The following is an 18615-nucleotide window of genomic DNA, read 5'->3' as shown; positions in this document are numbered from 1 at the left end:
ATCGTGCTTTTAATCATTATTTTTTCCATTCCTTCGGTACAGACCTACGTTGCCAAAAAGGTAACTGCAAATTTAAATGAAACCTACGGCACCAATATTCAAATAAAACGCTTAGGACTTAACTGGAAAGGTCAGGTAGACATTCGGGAAGTTTTTATTACCGATCATCACGATGACACGCTTATTTTTGCCAAGGCGCTTAAAACCAATATTTTAAGCTTACAAAATTTATTAAATGGAGACTTGGGTTTTGGAAATATCGATCTCACCGAGGCCAAGTTGTATGTGACTACCTATAAAGACGAAGATAATGACAATCTTTCCATCTTCGCCGAAAAGTTTGAAACCGGTGAACCCAGCGAAACACCTTTTTCTTTATTCAGTAACGATATAACCCTTACCAACAGCAAAGTTAGAATCACCGATTATAATCTGGAGAACGCTGAAGTTTTTAATTTGAGCGCTGTAAATATTGTAGCAGACGGTTTTAATATATCAGGTCCCGATATTACGGCAAATATAAATTCGCTTTCGTTAGTCGCGGCCAGGGGATTTACTATTAAAAACCTCGAGGCCGATTTTTCATATACCCTTAAAGCGATGGAATTTAAGAACCTGTCTCTCCAAACGGAAAGTTCATCCGTAAAAGGTGATATCCTATTGTATTATGGTGAAAAGGGAATGGGCGACTTCGAAAACAATGTAAAGATAACGGCGAGTCTCAAGGAAACCAGTCTGGCAACCAACGATTTAAACGGTTTTTATAATGAGTTTGGACCGGATCAGATTATTTACATCGATGGTAATTTTGAAGGCACACTTAATGATTTTACTTTCAAGGATGCAAAATTATCTGTGGGAGATACACACGTAGCAGGAGATTATACCATAAAAAATATACTATCCGAAGGAGAAGCGTATTCAATACGTGCTCAAAATCATTCCATTCACACCAGTTATTTCGAGTTGCGCAGGTTTATGCCACGTATACTTGGAGATGTAGTTCCGAAGGAATTAAAAGAAATTGGCGCCTTCACTTTTACCGGAAATACTCAAATCACAAACACCGAATTAACAACCAAAAGCACCATTTTAACCGGGATAGGAGGTGCCAACGTTGATTTTACAATGGGTAATATCAATAATTTCGACAATGCCTATTACAAGGGAAATGCAATCCTCAACGGTTTTAATTTAGGCAAAATTGCAGGCACAACCTCCTTGGGCAGAGTAACTGCAAATTTGAACTTCGACGGCCGTGGATTTACACAGCAAACCGTAAACACAAAAATTTCGGGAACCATTTCTTCATTTTATTTTGAAGGCTATAACTATCAAAAGATTACTGTTTCGGGAAATCTAAAGAATCCGTTGTTTAATGGAGAATTAAGCATTAATGACCCAAACCTTCGCTTAAATTTTAAAGGATTGGTAGATGTCTCCAAAGATTTTAACCAATACGATTTTGAAGCCGATGTAGAGTATGCCGAACTTAACAAGTTACAGCTTGTCACCAGAGATAGTATTGCAGTGTTTGCAGGAAAAGTGATCGTAGATATGGATGGAACCACTTTCGACGATGCAAAGGGAACCATTACTTTTCAGCAAACTTTTTATCAAAGTGAGCGGGACGATTTCTTTTTCGATGATTTTAACATCACTTCTTCTTTTGAAGGGGATATTCGTACAATTGAAATTAATTCCCCGGATATTATCAACGGTAAGATTTCAGGGAAATTTCTGGTTGAAGATATTCCCAACTTGTTTAGGAATGGGGTAGGAAGTATATATGCAAACTACACACCTATTGAAGTAACCACAAATCAATATATTGATTACGAGTTTCTGGTTTTCAACAAAATTGTTGAAGTGTTCGTGCCGGAGCTGCAGCTTGGTGAAAATACGAAAGTTCGAGGCTCTGTCTCTTCCGATGAATCCAAATTTAAACTCGATTTCCGCTCTCCGGAGATTTTACTGTTTAAAAACTATTTAGGAAAGGTAAATATTCAGGTAGATAACGACAACCCTATTTACAATACATTTATTTCAGTAGATTCGGTATACACAGGTGTTTACAATGTAGTGGATGTGAATGTGATTAACAAAACCATTAATGATACGCTTTACATTCGTTCCGAATTTAAGGGAGGTAAAGCAAAGGAGGACTTATTTAATCTTTCGTTGTATCACACCATAAACCCGGAAGGGAAATCGGTGGTAGGTGTTAAAAAATCGGATATTACTTATAAGGACAACGTCTGGTATATCAATAAAAACAATAATAACCTAAATAAAGTTGTATTCGACGATAATTTCAATTCGGTACGCATCGATTCCCTGGTGTTTAGACATAACGATGAAATAATTCAGCTCGCCGGGAACATTCGCGATTCGACGTATAAGGATATACAGCTTCAGTTTAAAAACGTTAATATTGGCAACATTGTTCCGGCTGTGGATAGTTTGCGATTGGAAGGGAATACCAACGGGCGACTTCATTTTGTTCAAAAAAACAAGGCTTATTACCCAAATTCTTCTGTTACCATAGATGGAGTTGTAATTAATGATATTCCGTTTGGAGATCTAGATTTAAAAATTTCAGGGAATGAAGATTTAACAAGATACTCTATAAATACAACGCTTACCAACAATAATGTAAAGTCAATTGAAGCAATTGGCGAAATTGATGTTTCAACCCAAAATCCGCAAATACGGTTGGATATTAATCTCAACGAGTTTAATCTGCAAGCCTTTAGTCCGTTTGGTGGCGATGTGGTTACTGCCATAAGGGGAAGTGCCACCGGAAATGTTCGGGTTACAGGAAATTATAAATCTCCCGATATGCTGGGACGCATTACGTTGGCAAACAGCGGATTAAAAATACCTTATCTAAATACAGATTTCAATTTAGATAATTCGGCTCAGATTTTAGTAAACAAGAATAAAATTGAACTGCGTACTACCACCATCACCGATACCAAGTATAATACAGAAGGAGTTCTATTCGGAAATGCTACGCATGATAATTTTAGAGATTGGGAACTGAACCTCGATATCGATGCCCCCGAGCGCCTTCTGGTACTCGATACCCCGGCCAATGAAGATGCCTTGTATTATGGAACCGCTTTTATTAGCGGAACGGCCATAATCAAAGGCCCTGTGGAAGAATTGGTAATTGATGTTGTTGCCACCACCGAAGAAGGAACTACTTTTAAAGTGCCCCTGAGTGATACTGAAGCTATTGGGGATGACTCCTTTATTAAATTTTTATCCCCGGCCGAAAAAGAGGCTCGAATTAGCGGGGAAATGGTCATTTCAAACAATGTAAAAGGACTCTCCCTCAATTTCGAATTGGATATCAATGAAAAGGCCGAAGTGGAGGTAGTGGTAGACCCTGTAAACAATTCAACCCTACGGGGACGCGGAGCTGGTATCTTATTGATTGAAATTAATACCCTGGGAAAGTTCAGAATGTGGGGAGATTTCCTGGTAATTAAGGGAGATTACGATTTTAGATACGGCGGGCTTATACAGAAAAATATTGAAGTGGTTCCCGGCGGAAGTATTACCTGGGATGGGGATCCTACGCGAGCTCGTTTAAATTTGAGCGCACTGTACAAAACCGAAGCCAATCCGTCCATTCTGTTGGACAATCCTTCGGTGAACCGAAAGATTCCGGTGCATGTTTTAGTAGATCTCACCGGAGAATTAATTCAGCCGGAAATAAAGTTCCGTATCGAATTTCCACGTGTAAGTTCCATCGTAAAGAGCGAGTTGGAATACAAACTGCAAAACGAAGAACAAAAACAAAATCAGGCGTTATTTTTACTAGCTTCGGGCTCTTTTGTTAACGACAACTATGAGGGATCGAATGCCTTTACGGGTACGCTGGTAGAACGAGTATCAGGACTTGTAAACGAACTGTTTACCGATCAGGACAGTAAGTTTAGGGTAGGTCTGGATTATTCACAAGGTTCCAGGTTACCCAATCAGGAAACAGCAGATCGCTTTGGGATTACGCTTTCTACCCAAATTAACGAGCGTATTCTTATAAACGGTAAGGTTGGCGTTCCGGTTGGTGGTGTAAATGAAACAGCAGTAGCCGGCGACATTGAAGTTCAATGGTTAGTGAATGAAGACGGAAGTTTACGAATCAATTTTTTCAATCGGCAGGCAGACATTCAGTTTATTGGAGAGGATCAAATATTTGAACAGGGCGCGGGAATTTCGTATTCGGTCGATTTTGATACCTTCCGTGAATTGGTCAACAAATTATTTAATAGAAAACTTACGTTGGAATCGGAAAATGAGATGCCAATAGTTCCTGATGACAGTTCTTTCCCGGCCGATTTTAATCCGCAGGGAACAAAGGAAAACGAAGATTAGTTTCTTATAGGGAAGCTATCATTGAAATCTCAACATTCACATACTTTGGCAGATTGGCCACTTCAACAGTCTCTCTTGCAGGAGCAGTAGCCTCATTAAAATAAGTTGCATACACTTCGTTTATTGATCCGAAGTGTTTCATATCACTAATAAATATTGAGGTTTTAAGAACATTCTCGAAGGTCATTCCGGCTTCGGTTAAAACAGCTTTCAAATTTTCCATAACCAGCTTTGTTTCGGTCTTAATATCGCCTAAAACAAGTTCTCCGGTTTCAGGATCGAGCGCAATCTGACCCGACGTGTACAACATATTCCCTTTAAGTACTGCTTGACTATAAGGCCCGATAGGAGCAGGGGCGTTTTTAGTATTAATAATTTTTTTCATTTTTTATGAATTAAGAGTTACAAACCTTTATCGGGTTCTCTGCGTTTATCGTATTTAATATCGCTCAACACCGAAGATTTTATCCCAATAAAGAAATACCACGATGTATTAATACTACCAATAGGAGTCCAGTTAAAGCTCATTTGCCAGCTTTCCAAGTCTCGCTGAAACCGAAACTGCGTTAAAGTAACACCGTTATTCTTAAAATCGTATCCCGAAGAGACTCCCACACGCCACCGCGGAGATAATTCAAGGTTTGTGCTAAGCATTAAAGACTGTGAGGAAATTTCATTTTGACGTTGCCCGTTCGAATAGGTCATGGTGTAAGCCAGTCGTAAATCCCACGGTATTTGATACTTATACCAGGCAACATTTTTATCTTTTTCGTCATCATCATCTTCTTTGTAAATATTTCCATCGTAAATATCGGTTGTGTCACCAAACAGGTCGTCGGGCCTTCCTCCATTTCTGAAGGTTTCATTGTCTGAACGATCCTTATCTTCACTTTTTCCTTCAAAATCCTTGCTGGAAAAGGAATAGTTGACACTTATGTTCGCGTTTGTAAGTCTAAACAAACTCCCGCCATTGTCGATATTAAAAACATCAATACGCTGATTGTTGCTGTTTAAAGCATAGGGGTCCAGCGTTCCGTTAAAATTAAAATCCAGCTTTTCTACAATAGGAATATTTCCGGTAAAACTCACCGGATTCCATCGCAATGAATCGCCTGAAAGGTTGTATCCGGTCGAAAAATTGAGATTATTAAGTAAGGTTACTTTCTTAGGTTCGGTTAAGGTTGTGTCCTTGCTGGTCACCTTTGCCTCAAAGGTATTACTCAATGACATGCCTATACTACTGGAGTAATTGCGGCTGGGAGCTCCGTAAAGTGTATTCTCAAAACGGGAATAGGCTACAACCTCCTCATTTACATCGGGATCGGCGGTTGCCGGAATTACATACTCATCGTAATATTTATCGAACCCCGGATTGATGTTATAACTTACCGAAGGTCGCATTACATGTCGTAAGGCTTGTATTTTTTTATCGGCTCCAAAATTAAACAAACCGTAAACTGTTGTTCCTAAACTGGTTGAAAAGTTGTATGTCAAGTATCGGTCGAAGCCCGGAATGGTATCTTCAACTACACCTCCTATGCCATCATTAAGCGAGGTATCGTAGGAACGCTCAATGGTTTTGAGCACCCAAGTTTCCCGTAAACTGCTGTTGGCTGAGGCGCTTAAATAATTAAGTATTTTAAAATTGGTGCTTACCGGAATGTTGTGTTGGGCACCAATCTGAGCTTTTTCGAACATTTCTGGCCTAAAAAAGAGTGAATCTACAGTTCTAAATCGGTTTTCGGCAGTGACATCGTATTGAACATTTATATTCTCTATAATACCATTTTTAGTTCCAATTTTAGGCGCGAAAGGAAAAATTCGAGAGACACTCACATTGGCGTTTGGCAAGGACATATTTATTTCCTCGGTATTTGTATTTTGAGAATGTGTAGCTGCAATGGTTGCATTCACCTGAGGTTCCCCTTCAAAGGTTTTGGCGTACGAAACCGAAGAACTTAGCGTATTTACAAGGGCGCTGGCATTATTTGTCTGATTGATTGATTCCTGAAAATACCTGCTACTCCCCAAATTTACAGAGGCCGAAAAACGCGAAGTGGGATTGGACTTGGCATCCTGATTATGACTCCAGCGAATGTTATACACCGAGCTTTCACTAAAATCGGGGAAGCCTCTTTCACTGTTTATAAGATTTTCATAGCGGATACTAACATTTCCTCGAAACATATATCGCTTTACATAAGTAGATTCACCCCGTAAACCATAACTGCCGTTGGTATAATAATCGCCCAATACAGTTAAGTCCAGATAATCGTTAATGGCAAAGTAATACCCTCCGTTCTGAAAAAAGAATCCCCGATTGCTGTTTTCTCCAATAGTTGGAATTATAAACCCGGAGGTACGATCTTCGGTGAGCGGAAAATACGCAAACGGCAATCCAACCGGCGTGGGAACATCGGCGATATACATATTGGTAAGTCCGGTAACAATCTTTTTCTGTGGAACAAACTTGGCTTTTCGGGTATAGAAGTAGTATTCGGGGTCTTCAAGGTTCTTGGAGGTGGTAAATCGTACATTCCGCAGGAAATACACCGAATCGTTTTCTTTTTTGGTCGTTTCAGCCAAAACCTGAAACCCATTTTGTTCGGTCCTGGTATTGTGGACAATAGCTTTTTTCGATTTGGTGTTAAACCGTAGTGAATCGGGTTCGGCTCTATTGGGGCCTTGCACAAAGACAGGGCGCTGTGTATACTTGCCTGCACTGTCTATTCCTTTCGCCGTGACTTCATTTTTGTTGTAGTCCAGAATAATTAATCCGGCATCAATGCGCATATCTCCATAGATAAGATACGCCTTGTTGTACATATATACCTTGTTCGCCTTTCGGTCCAGATACACATAGTCTTCGCCGTAATAATCCACAATGTTATCTAAATAGTCTTTTTTTGGCTTGACCGTATCGTTTTTAACAGTATCAATTGCTACTTCATTAATTTCAGAAATTATTGGCTTAACATCAACGGTGATGGTGTCGGAATCTTGTTTGGCGGGTATTGTTACATCCTGCTTGGGAGGAATATCCTGCGAATGCATTGCATAACCGCAGAAGAGCAGAAAAAAAAGTAAAATCGGAATAAATTGCCGTTTTGTTTGCAATGCTTAGATACTATTATTTTGTATTTTTGGCTTAGTTTTTGAAAGTCCGTTAACAAACAACGAACGGGCTCAAAATTAAGCATATTTTTTGGGCTGCGTTTTCTAAAATCAATTTTTTAAAATATCAACATTTACCATACGTTAGTAATTATATGAAAACGAAACTTCTTAGCATTTTCTTACTTACTATAGGAATAGGTCTCCTCACCGCATTAACCCCGAACAATAACGATGCCACTAAACCCTTCGTAGTGGTGTTGGATGCCGGCCACGGCGGAAAAGACTCCGGGAATACTAAAAATGGCTACAAAGAGGCAGATATAGCGTTAAATATTGTTTTGGGAGTTGGAAAAATCCTTGAAAAAAACCCCGATATAAAAGTTATCTACACCCGTACAAAAAATGTTTTTCTCGAATTATCCGAAAGAGCTGCCATTGCCAATAAAGCCGATGCCGACCTATTTGTTTCGGTGCATTGCAATGCACACCATACACAGGCTTACGGTACAGAAACCTTTGTATTAGGACTACACAAGAGTCAGGCGAATTTCGAAGTGGCTAAAAAGGAAAACGAAGTAATTTTCCTGGAAGATAACTACAAAGAGACCTATGCGGGTTTCGATCCCAGTCATCCCGAATCTCTTATCGGGCTTACGCTTATGCAGGAGGAATACCTGGATCAAAGTATTTTGCTGGCAAGTCTCATTCAAAATAACTTTACTAATACCTTAAAGCGCAAAGACCGAAGTGTAAAACAGGCCGGATTCTGGGTGCTTCACAATACTTATATGCCCAGTGTGCTTGTGGAAACAGGTTTTTTGAGCAACACTGAAGAAGGAAAGTACTTGAATTCAGATAAAGGTCAGAATGAAATGGCTAACGAAATAGCCAAGGCAATTCTTTCGTATAAAAATAGTCTCTCCATGACAACTACCAAATCACAAAATCCCGTGATGGAAGATACCGAAATAAACAAGGCGATCGAAACTACTGTAGAGAAACACTACAAAGATGTTATGTTTCGGGTGCAACTGGCAGCGACCGGAAAGAAACTGGATACCAAACCCTCCAATTTTAAAGGGTTAAAAGACGTGAATCGTGCCAAAGAAGACGGGTTGTATAAATATTATTACGGGGAAACATCCGACTATAATAAAATACAAATAATGAAGAGTTTTGCTCAGGAAAAGGGCTATGCCTCTTGCTATATTGTCGCCTTTAAAGGAGACAAAAAAGTTAAACTTTCGGATGTTTTAAATTCAAAAGACAAATAGCCCCCGTTTTTCTATATTTATTTCTAAATTTGTTTGGAACCTAAATACTACCTTTTTGAAACTATCTAGAGAAGTAAAAACCGGAATACTCGCTATTGGCGCCATCTTACTGTTTATCTTTGGTTACAGCTTTTTAAAGGGTACTAATCTCCTTGATAATCACCGTACTTTTTATGTAAAATACAGCAATGTGGAGGGGCTGGCGAAGTCTGCTCCCGTAACCATTAACGGATTAAATGTTGGGAAGGTGCAAAACATCACTTTCGCCAATAAAACAGGGGGCTTGGTGGTAGAATTTACGGTTGAGGAAGACTTCGATTTTTCAAAAAATAGCCTGGTACGTATCTACAGCAGCGGACTCATAGGCGGAAAGTCGATAGGTATTTTTCCTTCTTACGATGCTTCAAACATTGCCAAATCCGGAGATACGTTAAAAGGTGAAATTGAGAAAAGTATGCTGGATGCCGTTGCGTCCCGGTTGGGACCTTTAGAGCTAAAAGTAAACAACACACTCGCTACAGTAGATACGCTTTTATTAGCCTACACCGATATTGTCGACGAACGTACCCGTGAGAATCTTAAAAATGCAATTGCAAACCTGAATACAACTTTAAATTCCTTGGGCGGTGTTTCAGGAAAATTAGACGCAGTTTTGGGCGAGAACACAGATAAGTTAAACCGAACATTCACAAATCTGGATGTGATGTCCGAAAATTTTGCAAAATTGTCCGATTCCTTAGCAAAGCTTGAAACCGGAAAACTTGTGACTGACTTGCAAAACGTGGTAACCCGATTTAATGATATTGTAACACGAATAGACAATGGGGAGGGCAGCGTTGGAAAATTATTAAAAGACGAAAAATTGTACGACAATCTTGAAGGAGCTTCAAGGCAGTTGGAACAATTACTTCAGGACTTAAAATTAAATCCGAAGCGTTATGTTCATATTTCAGTATTTGGAAAAAAACAAAAAGAATACGTGACGCCCGAGAATCCCGATCAATAGACAATGCAATACATTCCTAATATATTATTCCTCATCGCCCTAATTGTCGGGATTGGTTTTTTCACCAAGAACATTCGTAAGATAATTCGAAACATAAAGCTGGGTCTGCAAGTAGATGCTTCAGACCACAAAACTGAACGTATGGGCAATGTGCTACGCATTGCGCTTGGCCAGTCTAAGATGGTGGTGCGCCCTGTTTCGGGACTATTGCACATTTTCGTTTACGTTGGTTTTATCATTATTAATATTGAGGTGCTGGAGATTATTATCGATGGTATCTTCGGAACACACCGTATTTTCTCGGGATTAGGAATAGTGTATGATTACCTTATCGCTTCGTTCGAGATTCTGGCATTGCTTGTCCTTATTGGGGTGATAGTTTTCTGGATTCGAAGAAACATTCAGAAAATTAAGCGATTCTGGGCAGCCGAAATGAAAGGATGGCCCAAAAACGACGCCAATTATATTCTCTACTTCGAAATGGTACTCATGGTACTGTTTCTAACTATGAATGCAGCCGATTTGCAACTACAACATTTGGGTACAGCACACTATACTCAGGCAGGAATGTTTCCTGTGAGTCAATACATCGCAATCTTGTTTGAAAATTTTTCGGAAGGCAAGCTAATTGCCATTGAGCGTACTTGCTGGTGGCTTCATATTTTGGGAATTTTAGTTTTCCTGAATTACCTGTACTTTTCGAAACACTTGCATATTATTCTGGCTTTCCCGAATGTGTACTTCGGAAGAGTTGTTCCGAAGGGAAAATTCAAAAACCTCGAATCGGTTACCAACGAAGTGAAATTAATGATGGATCCAACAGCCGATCCGTTTGCTGCTCCTGCCGAAGGTGCCGAAGCCCCGGCAAAATTTGGAGCCAGTGATGTCATGGATTTAACCCGAATTCAGTTGCTAAACGCCTATACTTGCACCGAATGTGGTCGTTGTACAAGTGAATGCCCGGCCAACATCACCGGGAAGAAGTTGTCTCCCAGAAAGATTATGATGGATACCCGCGACCGATTGGAAGAGGTAGGAAAAAATATTGAGAAAAATGGTGAGTTTAAGCCCGATGGCAAACAATTGCTGGACGATTATATCACGAGAGAGGAACTATGGGCATGCACCACTTGCAACGCCTGTGTTGAAGCCTGCCCGGTAAGTATCGACCCGCTTTCAATAATTATGGAAATGCGTCAGTATCTGGTGATGGAACAATCTGCTGCTCCCATGGAGTTAAACGGAGCCATGACCAATATTGAAAACAACGGCGCACCATGGCCGTACAATCAGATGGATCGCCTAAACTGGAAAAACGAAGCCTGATTTAAAACAAAACAAAATGAAATCGCTGTTAGTCTTATTTTTTACCTTGTGTTTGGGCTGTAGTATACTGGCTCAAACACAGATAGAGCTAAAGATAAGTGACGGAATACTTCATGTTACAACATTTGGAGAAGGTCCGGCACTGGTGGTTATTAATGGTGGCCCCGGAATGAGCAGCAACGGTTTTGTGGGTTTGGCCGAAAGTTTATGTGAAACTAATACGGTTATTTTATTTGACCAAAGAGGTACGGGAAAATCGGTTATGAATGAAGTCAGTGCCAAAACCATCACCATGGATTTAATGGTAGCCGACATGGAGGTAATTCGAAAAAACCTCGGTTTTGAAGAATGGATTGTTATGGGACATTCCTTTGGTGGTATGCTGGCATCCTATTACACTTCAAAATTCCCTGAACGAGTAAAAGGACTTATTCTTTCTTCCTCCGGAGGGTTGGATTTATCTTTGCTGAACACCTTAAATATCACTGCCCGGCTTTCACAAAAGGATCAGGATTCATTAAATTTCTGGAATAATAAGATTCGCAATGGTGATACGAGCTTTCATGCGAGTTTACAAAGAGGAACTTATTTGGCACCGGCCTATTTATACGATAATACACATAGAAATAAAATTGCGCAACGTTTAACCGAAGGCAATAGCCAAATTAACAGTTTAGTATGGCAGAATTTGCGAGCAATTAACTACGATTGCAAGAAAGAAATTGAAACCTATAAGAAACCCGTTTTAATCATTCAGGGAGCACAGGATATTATCGACAAAAATATAGCAACTAGCAGCCATCGCCTTTTTAGCAATTCAGATTTGGTATTTATAGACAACTGTGCACATTACGGTTGGCTGGAACAACCTGAAGTTTATTACGGAAGCCTGAACAGATTTTTAATGAAAGTTGCGGGTTAGCAGGAGGAACGATAATTTAATAAACCATCAAAATAGAAAAGCATTTAGCAGCATGAAGAAGACCGAAGTAGAAAAATTACTGCATGATAAAGTAGAGGCAGGGGCGCATGTAAGTCCGGTACTGCCAAAGGATATTAAAAATTACCTCATAGATATCGATGGAACTATTACCGACGATATTCCCAACGAGGAGCCGGAGCGTATGGCAACCTGCGAACCGTTTCCGGATGCATTGAAAACCTTAAACAAATGGTACGATCAAGGACATATAATTTGTTTTTTTACTTCGAGAACCGAAGAACACAGAGAAGTTACCGAAGTATGGTTGGATCAACACGGATTTAAATACCATTCACTTCTTATGGGCAAACCCAGAGGTGGAAATTATCATTGGGTGGATAACCATTTGGTGAAAGCGACCCGATATAGAGGAAAATTTACCGATTTGGTAGAAAAAGAGGTGACCATACAGGTTTTTAAAGATTAAGCTATACACATGAGCGAGACAATAAAAGTACCCACAATGGCAGAATTTATGGCAGAAGGAAAGCAACCCGAAGTATTGTTTTGGGTAGGTTGCGCCGGAAGTTTTGACGACAGAGCCAAGAAAATTACCAAGGCCTTTGTAAAATTATTACACAAAGCCAATGTAGATTTTGCGGTTCTAGGAACCGAAGAGAGTTGTACCGGAGATCCTGCGAAAAGAGCAGGAAACGAGTTTCTGTTCCAAATGCAAGCCATGGGGAATATAGAAGTTTTAAATGCTTACGAAATAAAAAAGATTGTTACTGCTTGTCCGCACTGCTTCAATACAATAAAAAACGAATACCCGGAGCTCGGTGGAAATTACGAAGTAATGCACCACACTCAGTTTTTAAAATCACTTTTAAACGAAGGCAGATTGAAAGTTGAAGGAGGCAAGTTTAAAGGAAAACGTATTACTTTCCACGATCCGTGCTATTTAGGGCGGGCGAATGGCGAATACGAAGCACCTCGAGATCTGCTTCAGAAATTAGAAGTAGAATTAGTCGAAATGAAGCGTTGTAAAACACGTGGATTGTGCTGTGGAGCAGGTGGAGCGCAAATGTTTAAAGAACCCGAAGCCGGAGCGAAAGATATTAATATTGAACGTACTGAAGAGGCCATCGAAACACAACCCAACATTATTGCAGCCGGTTGTCCGTTTTGCAATACCATGCTTACCGATGGAGTAAAAGGAAAAGAAAAAGAAGGCGAAATACAAGTAATGGATGTAGCCGAAATGATTGCAAATGCTGAAGATTTATAAAGATGTTGACAGATTTTAAAAACCTCCCCGACGATTCCCGAGTGTGGGTATATCAGGCAAATAGAAAATTATCGAATGAAGAAGTTGCGCTTATTGAAGAAAAGACCAGCGCTTTTTTAGAACAGTGGACAGCACATGGCGCCAATTTGGAGGCCGGGCTTGAAGTAAAATACAACCGCTTTATTGTAATTGGACTCAACCAGGCCAATGCTTCGGCCTCGGGTTGTAGCATAGATGCTTCGGTACATTTTATTCAGTCGCTGGAAAAAGAATTCAGTATTGAACTGCTTGATAAGATGAATGTAACTTTTTATACCGGGGACTATATCGCCTATAAACCTTTGTCCGATTTCAAAAAAATGGCCAAAGATCGTTCTGTTTCTCCTAATACGGTCGTTTTTAATAATTTGGTGAATACAAAAGCCGAATATTTAGAGCATTGGGAAGTTCCTGCCAAAGATAGTTGGCACAGCCGATTTTTAGCATAGTTTTTGTATCTTTCGATGTATGAAAAAATTGCTTGCAACCTCACTTTTTGCATGGGTTTTACTTCCTGTATTTTCACAGCAAATTAATCCGTTATTAGTAGAAAAAGACCTCCCAAAACAACAAAAATGGGTAGATAGTATCTATACCAATATGTCCCTTCAGGAAAAAATAGGGCAGTTGTTTATGGTAGATGTATTTTCCAGCGATCCTACTTCCAAAACCGATAAAGTTAAAGACCTAATTAAGAACCAATACATTGGTGGGGTAATTTTTTCGAAAGGAGGTCCAAAGAGACAGGCAAAACTAAATAACGAATTTCAGGATCTTTCGAAAGTGCCATTACTAGTGGGAATGGATGCCGAATGGGGGCTGGCAATGCGATTGGACTCTACCTTCGCATATCCCTGGAATATGACGCTTGGGGCCATAAAGGATAACAGCATTATTGAAAAGGTTGGGAAACGAATAGGAGAACATTCCAAACGGTTGGGAGTGCATATAAATTTTGCTCCGGTGGTAGATATTAATACCAATCCAAAAAACCCGATTATTGGTAACCGTTCTTTTGGTGAAGACAAAGACGATGTCACAGCAAAGTCCCTTGCCTTTATGAAAGGGATGCAAGCTGCCGGCGTACTGGCCAATGCCAAACACTTCCCCGGACATGGGGATACCGATACCGATTCTCATAAAACCTTACCAACTATCACTTTTTCTAAACAACGGATAGATAGTATTGAGTTATACCCGTACCGTAAGTTAATTAGCGGCGGACTTAGCAGTGTGATGGTGGCACATCTCAATGTACCCTCTTTGGAACTACGTCCCAATTTTCCATCTTCGATTTCAACAGCAATCGTAACCGATTTGCTAAAAGGGGAGTTGGGCTTCAACGGACTTATATTTACGGATGCCTTAAATATGAAAGGTGCGGCCAATTTTAAAGAGCCCGGAGAGATAGATCTGGCAGCATTTTTAGCGGGGAATGATGTTTTATTAATTTCTGAAGATATTCCCAAGGCACATGAACTATTGGTAAATGCATATATAGAAGGAATTATTACAGAAGAACGACTTGTACATTCGGTCAAAAAGATCCTCTTTGCAAAATATAAAGTAGGACTTAATAAATACAAACCAATCGACACAACTTCAATAATAGAGAATTTAAACTCGGTTGTAGACGACACATTGTATGAAAATGCAATGGAGAATGCCCTTACAGTCTTGAAAAATGACAATGAGATCCTCCCAATAAAAGACCTTCAGAATAAAAAAATTGCCTACATAAACTTTGGGGATGATGATGGGAAGGATTTTTTAAATCAATTGCAAAAATATGCGAAGATTGATTGGGTAAAAGCGAATGATTTATTAGAATACCTTCAGATACTTGAAAAATACGATTACACCATTATTGGGTTTCATAAATCGAATGCTAATCCGTGGAAGAGTTATAATTTAGAGGAGAAAGAAATAGAATGGATTTCAGAAATTGCCAAAACCAACAAGGTAATTCTTGATGTGTTCGCTAGGCCGTATGCGCTACTGGATCTACCAAACGCACTGAATTTCGAAGGCCTGGTACTGTCGTATCAAAACAGTAAAATTGCTCAGGAGCTTTCAGCACAGGTAATTTTTGGTGCTAGAGCAGCGAAAGGTCAATTACCGGTATCCCTTGGCACAAATTTTCCACTTCATACTTCGATAGAAACTATTCCAACACGACGTTTACAATATGGAACACCGGAAAGTGTGGGTGTGAACAGTAAAAAGCTTGAAAAAATAGATTCCCTTGCGAGAATAGGAATTTATGGAAATATGACTCCCGGAATGCAAATTTTAGTTGCTAGAAAAGGGAAGGTGATTTACTCCAAGAACTTTGGGTATCATACACAGGAGAACTTAAATTCGGTAAAAGATAACGATGTGTACGATGTGGCATCCTTGACGAAAATTCTGGCCACCTTACCCATGATTATGGAGTTAGCAGACAGAGATGTGCTTTATATGGATACCAAGCTTTTTGAAATGCTTCCGGAGTATGCAAATTCCAACAAAGCAACGATTACCCTTCAGGATATGCTAATGCACCACGCCGGATTGCAAGCATGGATTCCTTTTTACACCAAAACGTTGGATTCTGTAACAAAAAGGCCTAGCTCTAAATACTATGCAACTTCTTATAGTGAAAAATTCAGTTTGAAAGTTGCCGAAGATTTATATATGCGAAAAGACTATCAGGACAGCATCTTTGAAAAAATCAGGAAAAGTAATTTACTGCCGAAGGTCAGCTATAAATATAGCGATTTGCCCTATTATATTCTGAAAAAATACTTGGAAGAATTCTATGGAACATCCCTTGAAACACTTGTACAGCGCAATTTATACGAATCGTTAGGCGCAAATTATACCACCTATCTTCCTCTTGAAAAATTCTCAAAAATTGATATCGTTCCTACCGAGGAGGACAGTACGTTCCGAATGCAAAAAATACATGGCTATGTGCATGACCAGGGCGCTGCCATGATGGGAGGAGTAAGTGGTCATGCGGGACTCTTCAGCAATGCCAACGATGTAGCGAAAATAATGCAGATGTATCTGTGGAAAGGATTTTATGGTGGCACACGCTATTTTAGACCTGAAACTTTTGATGCCTTTAATAATTGCTATTATTGCAAAAAACAGGTGAGAAGAGGTGTTGGGTTCGACAAGCCTCAATTGGGTGATTCCGGACCTACCTGTGGCTGTGTGTCTAGAAATAGCTTCGGACATAGCGGCTTTACAGGTACATTTACCTGGGCCGATCCCGATGAGGAGATTGTGTATGTGTTTTTGTCTAATAGAACCTATCCCAATGCAGAAAATAGAAATTTGATAAGTAGTGACTTACGAAGTAATATTCAGCAGGCAATCTATGACGCAATTGAGGTGCGAAACATAAAATAAAAGTATAGGGGCATTAAAAATTTCAATGCAATTTGAAATGTTCCAATTACATTTCAGACTACCTTTAGACATAATTTGGTAGCATCCATAAAAAAAAGACATCTATGAAAATTGCCATTGTTTGTTATCCCACGTTTGGAGGAAGTGGAGTTGTCGCCACCGAATTAGGTATTGCACTGGCGGAGCGCGGACATGAAATTCATTTTATAACCTACAAACAACCGGTGCGGCTCGAATTAATTTCCCACAACATACATTATCATGAGGTATCGGTACCCGATTATCCCTTATTTCATTACCAACCCTATGAGCTGGCTCTGTCCAGTAAGTTGGTAGATATGGTGAAATTGTACGGGATCGATTTACTACACGTTCATTATGCTATTCCCCACGCATATGCGGGCTATATGGCGAAGAAAATGCTGGCCGAAGAAGGAATTTTCATTCCCATGGTCACCACCTTACACGGCACAGATATTACACTGGTTGGAAATCATCCGTTCTACAAACCTGCAGTAACTTTTAGTATCAATCAAAGTGAAGTGGTTACTTCAGTTTCTGAAAGTTTAAAGGAAGATACCTTACGACTGTTCGATATTACCAGAGAGATTGACGTGGTGCCCAATTTCATAGAAATCACCAAACACAGCAAAACTTTTACCGATTGCCAGCGTGATCTTATGGCAGAACCGTATGAGCGAATCATCACTCACATAAGTAACTTACGTCCGGTAAAGCGCGTCACCGATGTAATTGAAATTTTTGACCGTATTCAAAAGGAGATTCCGGCCAAATTAATTATTGTTGGAGAAGGCCCCGAAAAGGAACGTTGTGAGCAACTTTGCCGAGAGAAAGGGATTCAGAAAAAGGTGCTATTTTTAGGTAATAGCAGTGAAATTGATAAAATTTTGTGTTTTACCGATTTATTTTTATTGCCTTCGGAAAAGGAAAGTTTTGGTTTGGCTGCCTTGGAAGCAATGGCATGCGGAGTTCCCGTGATTTCCAGCAATACAGGCGGTTTAGCCGAAGTGAATGTGCAAGGAATTAGCGGTTTTTTGAGTGATGTAGGCAACGTAGACGAAATGGCCGCCAATGGTTTACATATTCTGAAAAATGATGAAACACTGAAACAATTTAAATTACAGGCCAGAGAATCTGCCAAAAAATTCGACACCAAGAATATCGTTCCTTTGTATGAAGAAGTGTATGAAAAGGCGACAAATATGGTCATTTAATTTGCCTCTTCTAATTCGAATAACAGAAATTAATTTTTCAATTTATTTCAAATAAAAAACCCCACTTTTCAGTGAGGTTCAATAAGACTATAATAAAATTATTTTTACTAAAACTGGTATCTTATACCTAAAGCTATATCAAAATCGATATCGTCATTGTAGTTTCCAAATCCGAATTCAGGTCTGAAATCCAACGATAGCAACAAAGGAAAATCAAAATCGTATTCAATACCAATATCCCCTGCGGCATACACATACGTTTCGGTATCGTCATCGAAATCACCAAAATCGTCATCGAAATTTACCTGAGCAACTCCAAGACCGGGACCAACATACCAATTAAAACCACCGTCAATATTCCAAACCCAATGGTACAATCCGGTCAATCTGTAGGCGTCGAAATTTTTATGACTGCGCCATCCCAAATCGAATTCGAGTCGGTTATTATTATCTCCAACTGCTCTTTGATAACTCACTTCGGTTCCGAATCCGTCACTATCTCCTAAACGCAATCCAATTGCATTTTTAGAAATGGTTTGGGCTTCCGCTTGCAACGCAAACGCTACAACAGTAAGTACTAATAATAGGGTCTTTTTCATAATTGTTTGTTTAAGTTTGTTAAC

The 18615-nt window shown here is 39.6% G+C and carries 13 protein-coding genes; 10 read left to right on the top strand and 3 right to left on the bottom strand.

The features are described 5' to 3' along the window. Positions 1-3: 3 nt before the first annotated feature. Positions 4-4386 (top strand): translocation/assembly module TamB domain-containing protein, encoded by a 4383-nt coding sequence (locus ATE92_RS11825; protein ID WP_232729150.1) that lies wholly within the window; start codon positions 4-6, stop codon positions 4384-4386. A 4-nt stretch (positions 4387-4390) separates the two neighbouring features. Here ATE92_RS11825 and ATE92_RS11820 read toward each other — a convergent pair whose 3' ends face one another. Both ATE92_RS11820 and ATE92_RS11815 read right to left on the bottom strand, forming a co-directional pair. Next, the gene (locus ATE92_RS11820; RefSeq protein ID WP_100803919.1) at positions 4391-4771 is read right to left on the bottom strand and encodes a RidA family protein; all 381 of its coding nucleotides are present in this window, start codon (positions 4769-4771) and stop codon (positions 4391-4393) included. Positions 4772-4788: 17 nt separating this feature from the next. Beyond that, positions 4789-7440 (bottom strand): putative LPS assembly protein LptD, encoded by a 2652-nt coding sequence (locus ATE92_RS11815; protein WP_100803918.1) that lies wholly within the window; start codon positions 7438-7440, stop codon positions 4789-4791. A 215-nt stretch (positions 7441-7655) separates the two neighbouring features. Between ATE92_RS11815 and ATE92_RS11810 the strand changes: the two genes are divergently transcribed. From ATE92_RS11810 to bshA, 9 genes are all read left to right on the top strand, one after another. Next, entirely contained in the window at positions 7656-8777 is a 1122-nt protein-coding gene (locus ATE92_RS11810) for an N-acetylmuramoyl-L-alanine amidase (protein ID WP_100803917.1), read from the top strand. Positions 8778-8832: 55 nt separating this feature from the next. Next, the gene (locus ATE92_RS11805) at positions 8833-9783 is read left to right on the top strand and encodes an MlaD family protein (RefSeq protein ID WP_100803916.1); all 951 of its coding nucleotides are present in this window, start codon (positions 8833-8835) and stop codon (positions 9781-9783) included. A 3-nt stretch (positions 9784-9786) separates the two neighbouring features. Next, positions 9787-11109: a (Fe-S)-binding protein gene (locus ATE92_RS11800; RefSeq protein ID WP_100803915.1), complete on the top strand. Its 1323-nt coding sequence runs from the start codon at positions 9787-9789 to the stop codon at positions 11107-11109. 16 nt (positions 11110-11125) lie between these two features. Beyond that, complete coding sequence (locus tag ATE92_RS11795) at positions 11126-12031, top strand: alpha/beta fold hydrolase (protein ID WP_100803914.1); 906 nt, start codon at positions 11126-11128, stop codon at positions 12029-12031. 52 nt (positions 12032-12083) lie between these two features. Continuing rightward, positions 12084-12518 carry a phosphoheptose isomerase gene (locus tag ATE92_RS11790; RefSeq protein ID WP_100803913.1) on the top strand — a complete coding sequence of 145 codons (435 nt, stop codon included), beginning with the start codon at positions 12084-12086 and terminating at the stop codon, positions 12516-12518. Between the two features lie 9 nt (positions 12519-12527). Further along, a complete protein-coding gene (locus ATE92_RS11785; protein ID WP_100803912.1) occupies positions 12528-13319 on the top strand; it encodes a (Fe-S)-binding protein in 792 nt (263 codons plus the stop codon). Positions 13320-13321: 2 nt separating this feature from the next. After that, positions 13322-13807, top strand: a complete 486-nt coding sequence (locus ATE92_RS11780) for an ABC transporter ATPase (protein WP_100803911.1) — start codon at positions 13322-13324, stop codon at positions 13805-13807. 19 nt (positions 13808-13826) lie between these two features. Next, entirely contained in the window at positions 13827-16757 is a 2931-nt protein-coding gene (locus ATE92_RS11775; protein WP_100803910.1) for a glycoside hydrolase family 3 N-terminal domain-containing protein, read from the top strand. 104 nt (positions 16758-16861) lie between these two features. Next, positions 16862-17992, top strand: coding sequence for an N-acetyl-alpha-D-glucosaminyl L-malate synthase BshA (gene bshA / locus ATE92_RS11770; protein WP_100803909.1), 1131 nt, complete (start codon positions 16862-16864; stop codon positions 17990-17992). 107 nt (positions 17993-18099) lie between these two features. Here the strand turns inward: bshA and ATE92_RS11765 are convergent, their stop codons facing one another. Continuing rightward, positions 18100-18591: a hypothetical protein gene (locus ATE92_RS11765; protein ID WP_100803908.1), complete on the bottom strand. Its 492-nt coding sequence runs from the start codon at positions 18589-18591 to the stop codon at positions 18100-18102. Positions 18592-18615 lie beyond the last annotated feature (24 nt).

The organism is Ulvibacter sp. MAR_2010_11, from assembly GCF_002813135.1.
GTDB lineage: Bacteria > Bacteroidota > Bacteroidia > Flavobacteriales > Flavobacteriaceae > Altibacter.
Note: the sequence above shows the minus strand (reverse complement) of the source record. Positions and strands in the feature narration are given on the sequence as shown.

What these genes read in the sequence shown, in the direction of transcription:
- ATE92_RS11780 (WP_100803911.1), top strand. Translation starts at nt 13,322, where the DNA reads ATGTTGACAGATTTTAAAAACCTCCCCGACGATTCCCGAGTGTGGGTA.
- ATE92_RS11785 (WP_100803912.1), top strand. Translation starts at nt 12,528, where the DNA reads ATGAGCGAGACAATAAAAGTACCCACAATGGCAGAATTTATGGCAGAA.
- ATE92_RS11790 (WP_100803913.1), top strand. Translation starts at nt 12,084, where the DNA reads ATGAAGAAGACCGAAGTAGAAAAATTACTGCATGATAAAGTAGAGGCA.
- ATE92_RS11820 (WP_100803919.1), bottom strand. Translation starts at nt 4,771, where the DNA reads ATGAAAAAAATTATTAATACTAAAAACGCCCCTGCTCCTATCGGGCCT.
- ATE92_RS11800 (WP_100803915.1), top strand. Translation starts at nt 9,787, where the DNA reads ATGCAATACATTCCTAATATATTATTCCTCATCGCCCTAATTGTCGGG.
- ATE92_RS11775 (WP_100803910.1), top strand. Translation starts at nt 13,827, where the DNA reads ATGAAAAAATTGCTTGCAACCTCACTTTTTGCATGGGTTTTACTTCCT.
- ATE92_RS11815 (WP_100803918.1), bottom strand. Translation starts at nt 7,440, where the DNA reads ATGCATTCGCAGGATATTCCTCCCAAGCAGGATGTAACAATACCCGCC.
- ATE92_RS11810 (WP_100803917.1), top strand. Translation starts at nt 7,656, where the DNA reads ATGAAAACGAAACTTCTTAGCATTTTCTTACTTACTATAGGAATAGGT.
- bshA (WP_100803909.1), top strand. Translation starts at nt 16,862, where the DNA reads ATGAAAATTGCCATTGTTTGTTATCCCACGTTTGGAGGAAGTGGAGTT.
- ATE92_RS11765 (WP_100803908.1), bottom strand. Translation starts at nt 18,591, where the DNA reads ATGAAAAAGACCCTATTATTAGTACTTACTGTTGTAGCGTTTGCGTTG.
- ATE92_RS11795 (WP_100803914.1), top strand. Translation starts at nt 11,126, where the DNA reads ATGAAATCGCTGTTAGTCTTATTTTTTACCTTGTGTTTGGGCTGTAGT.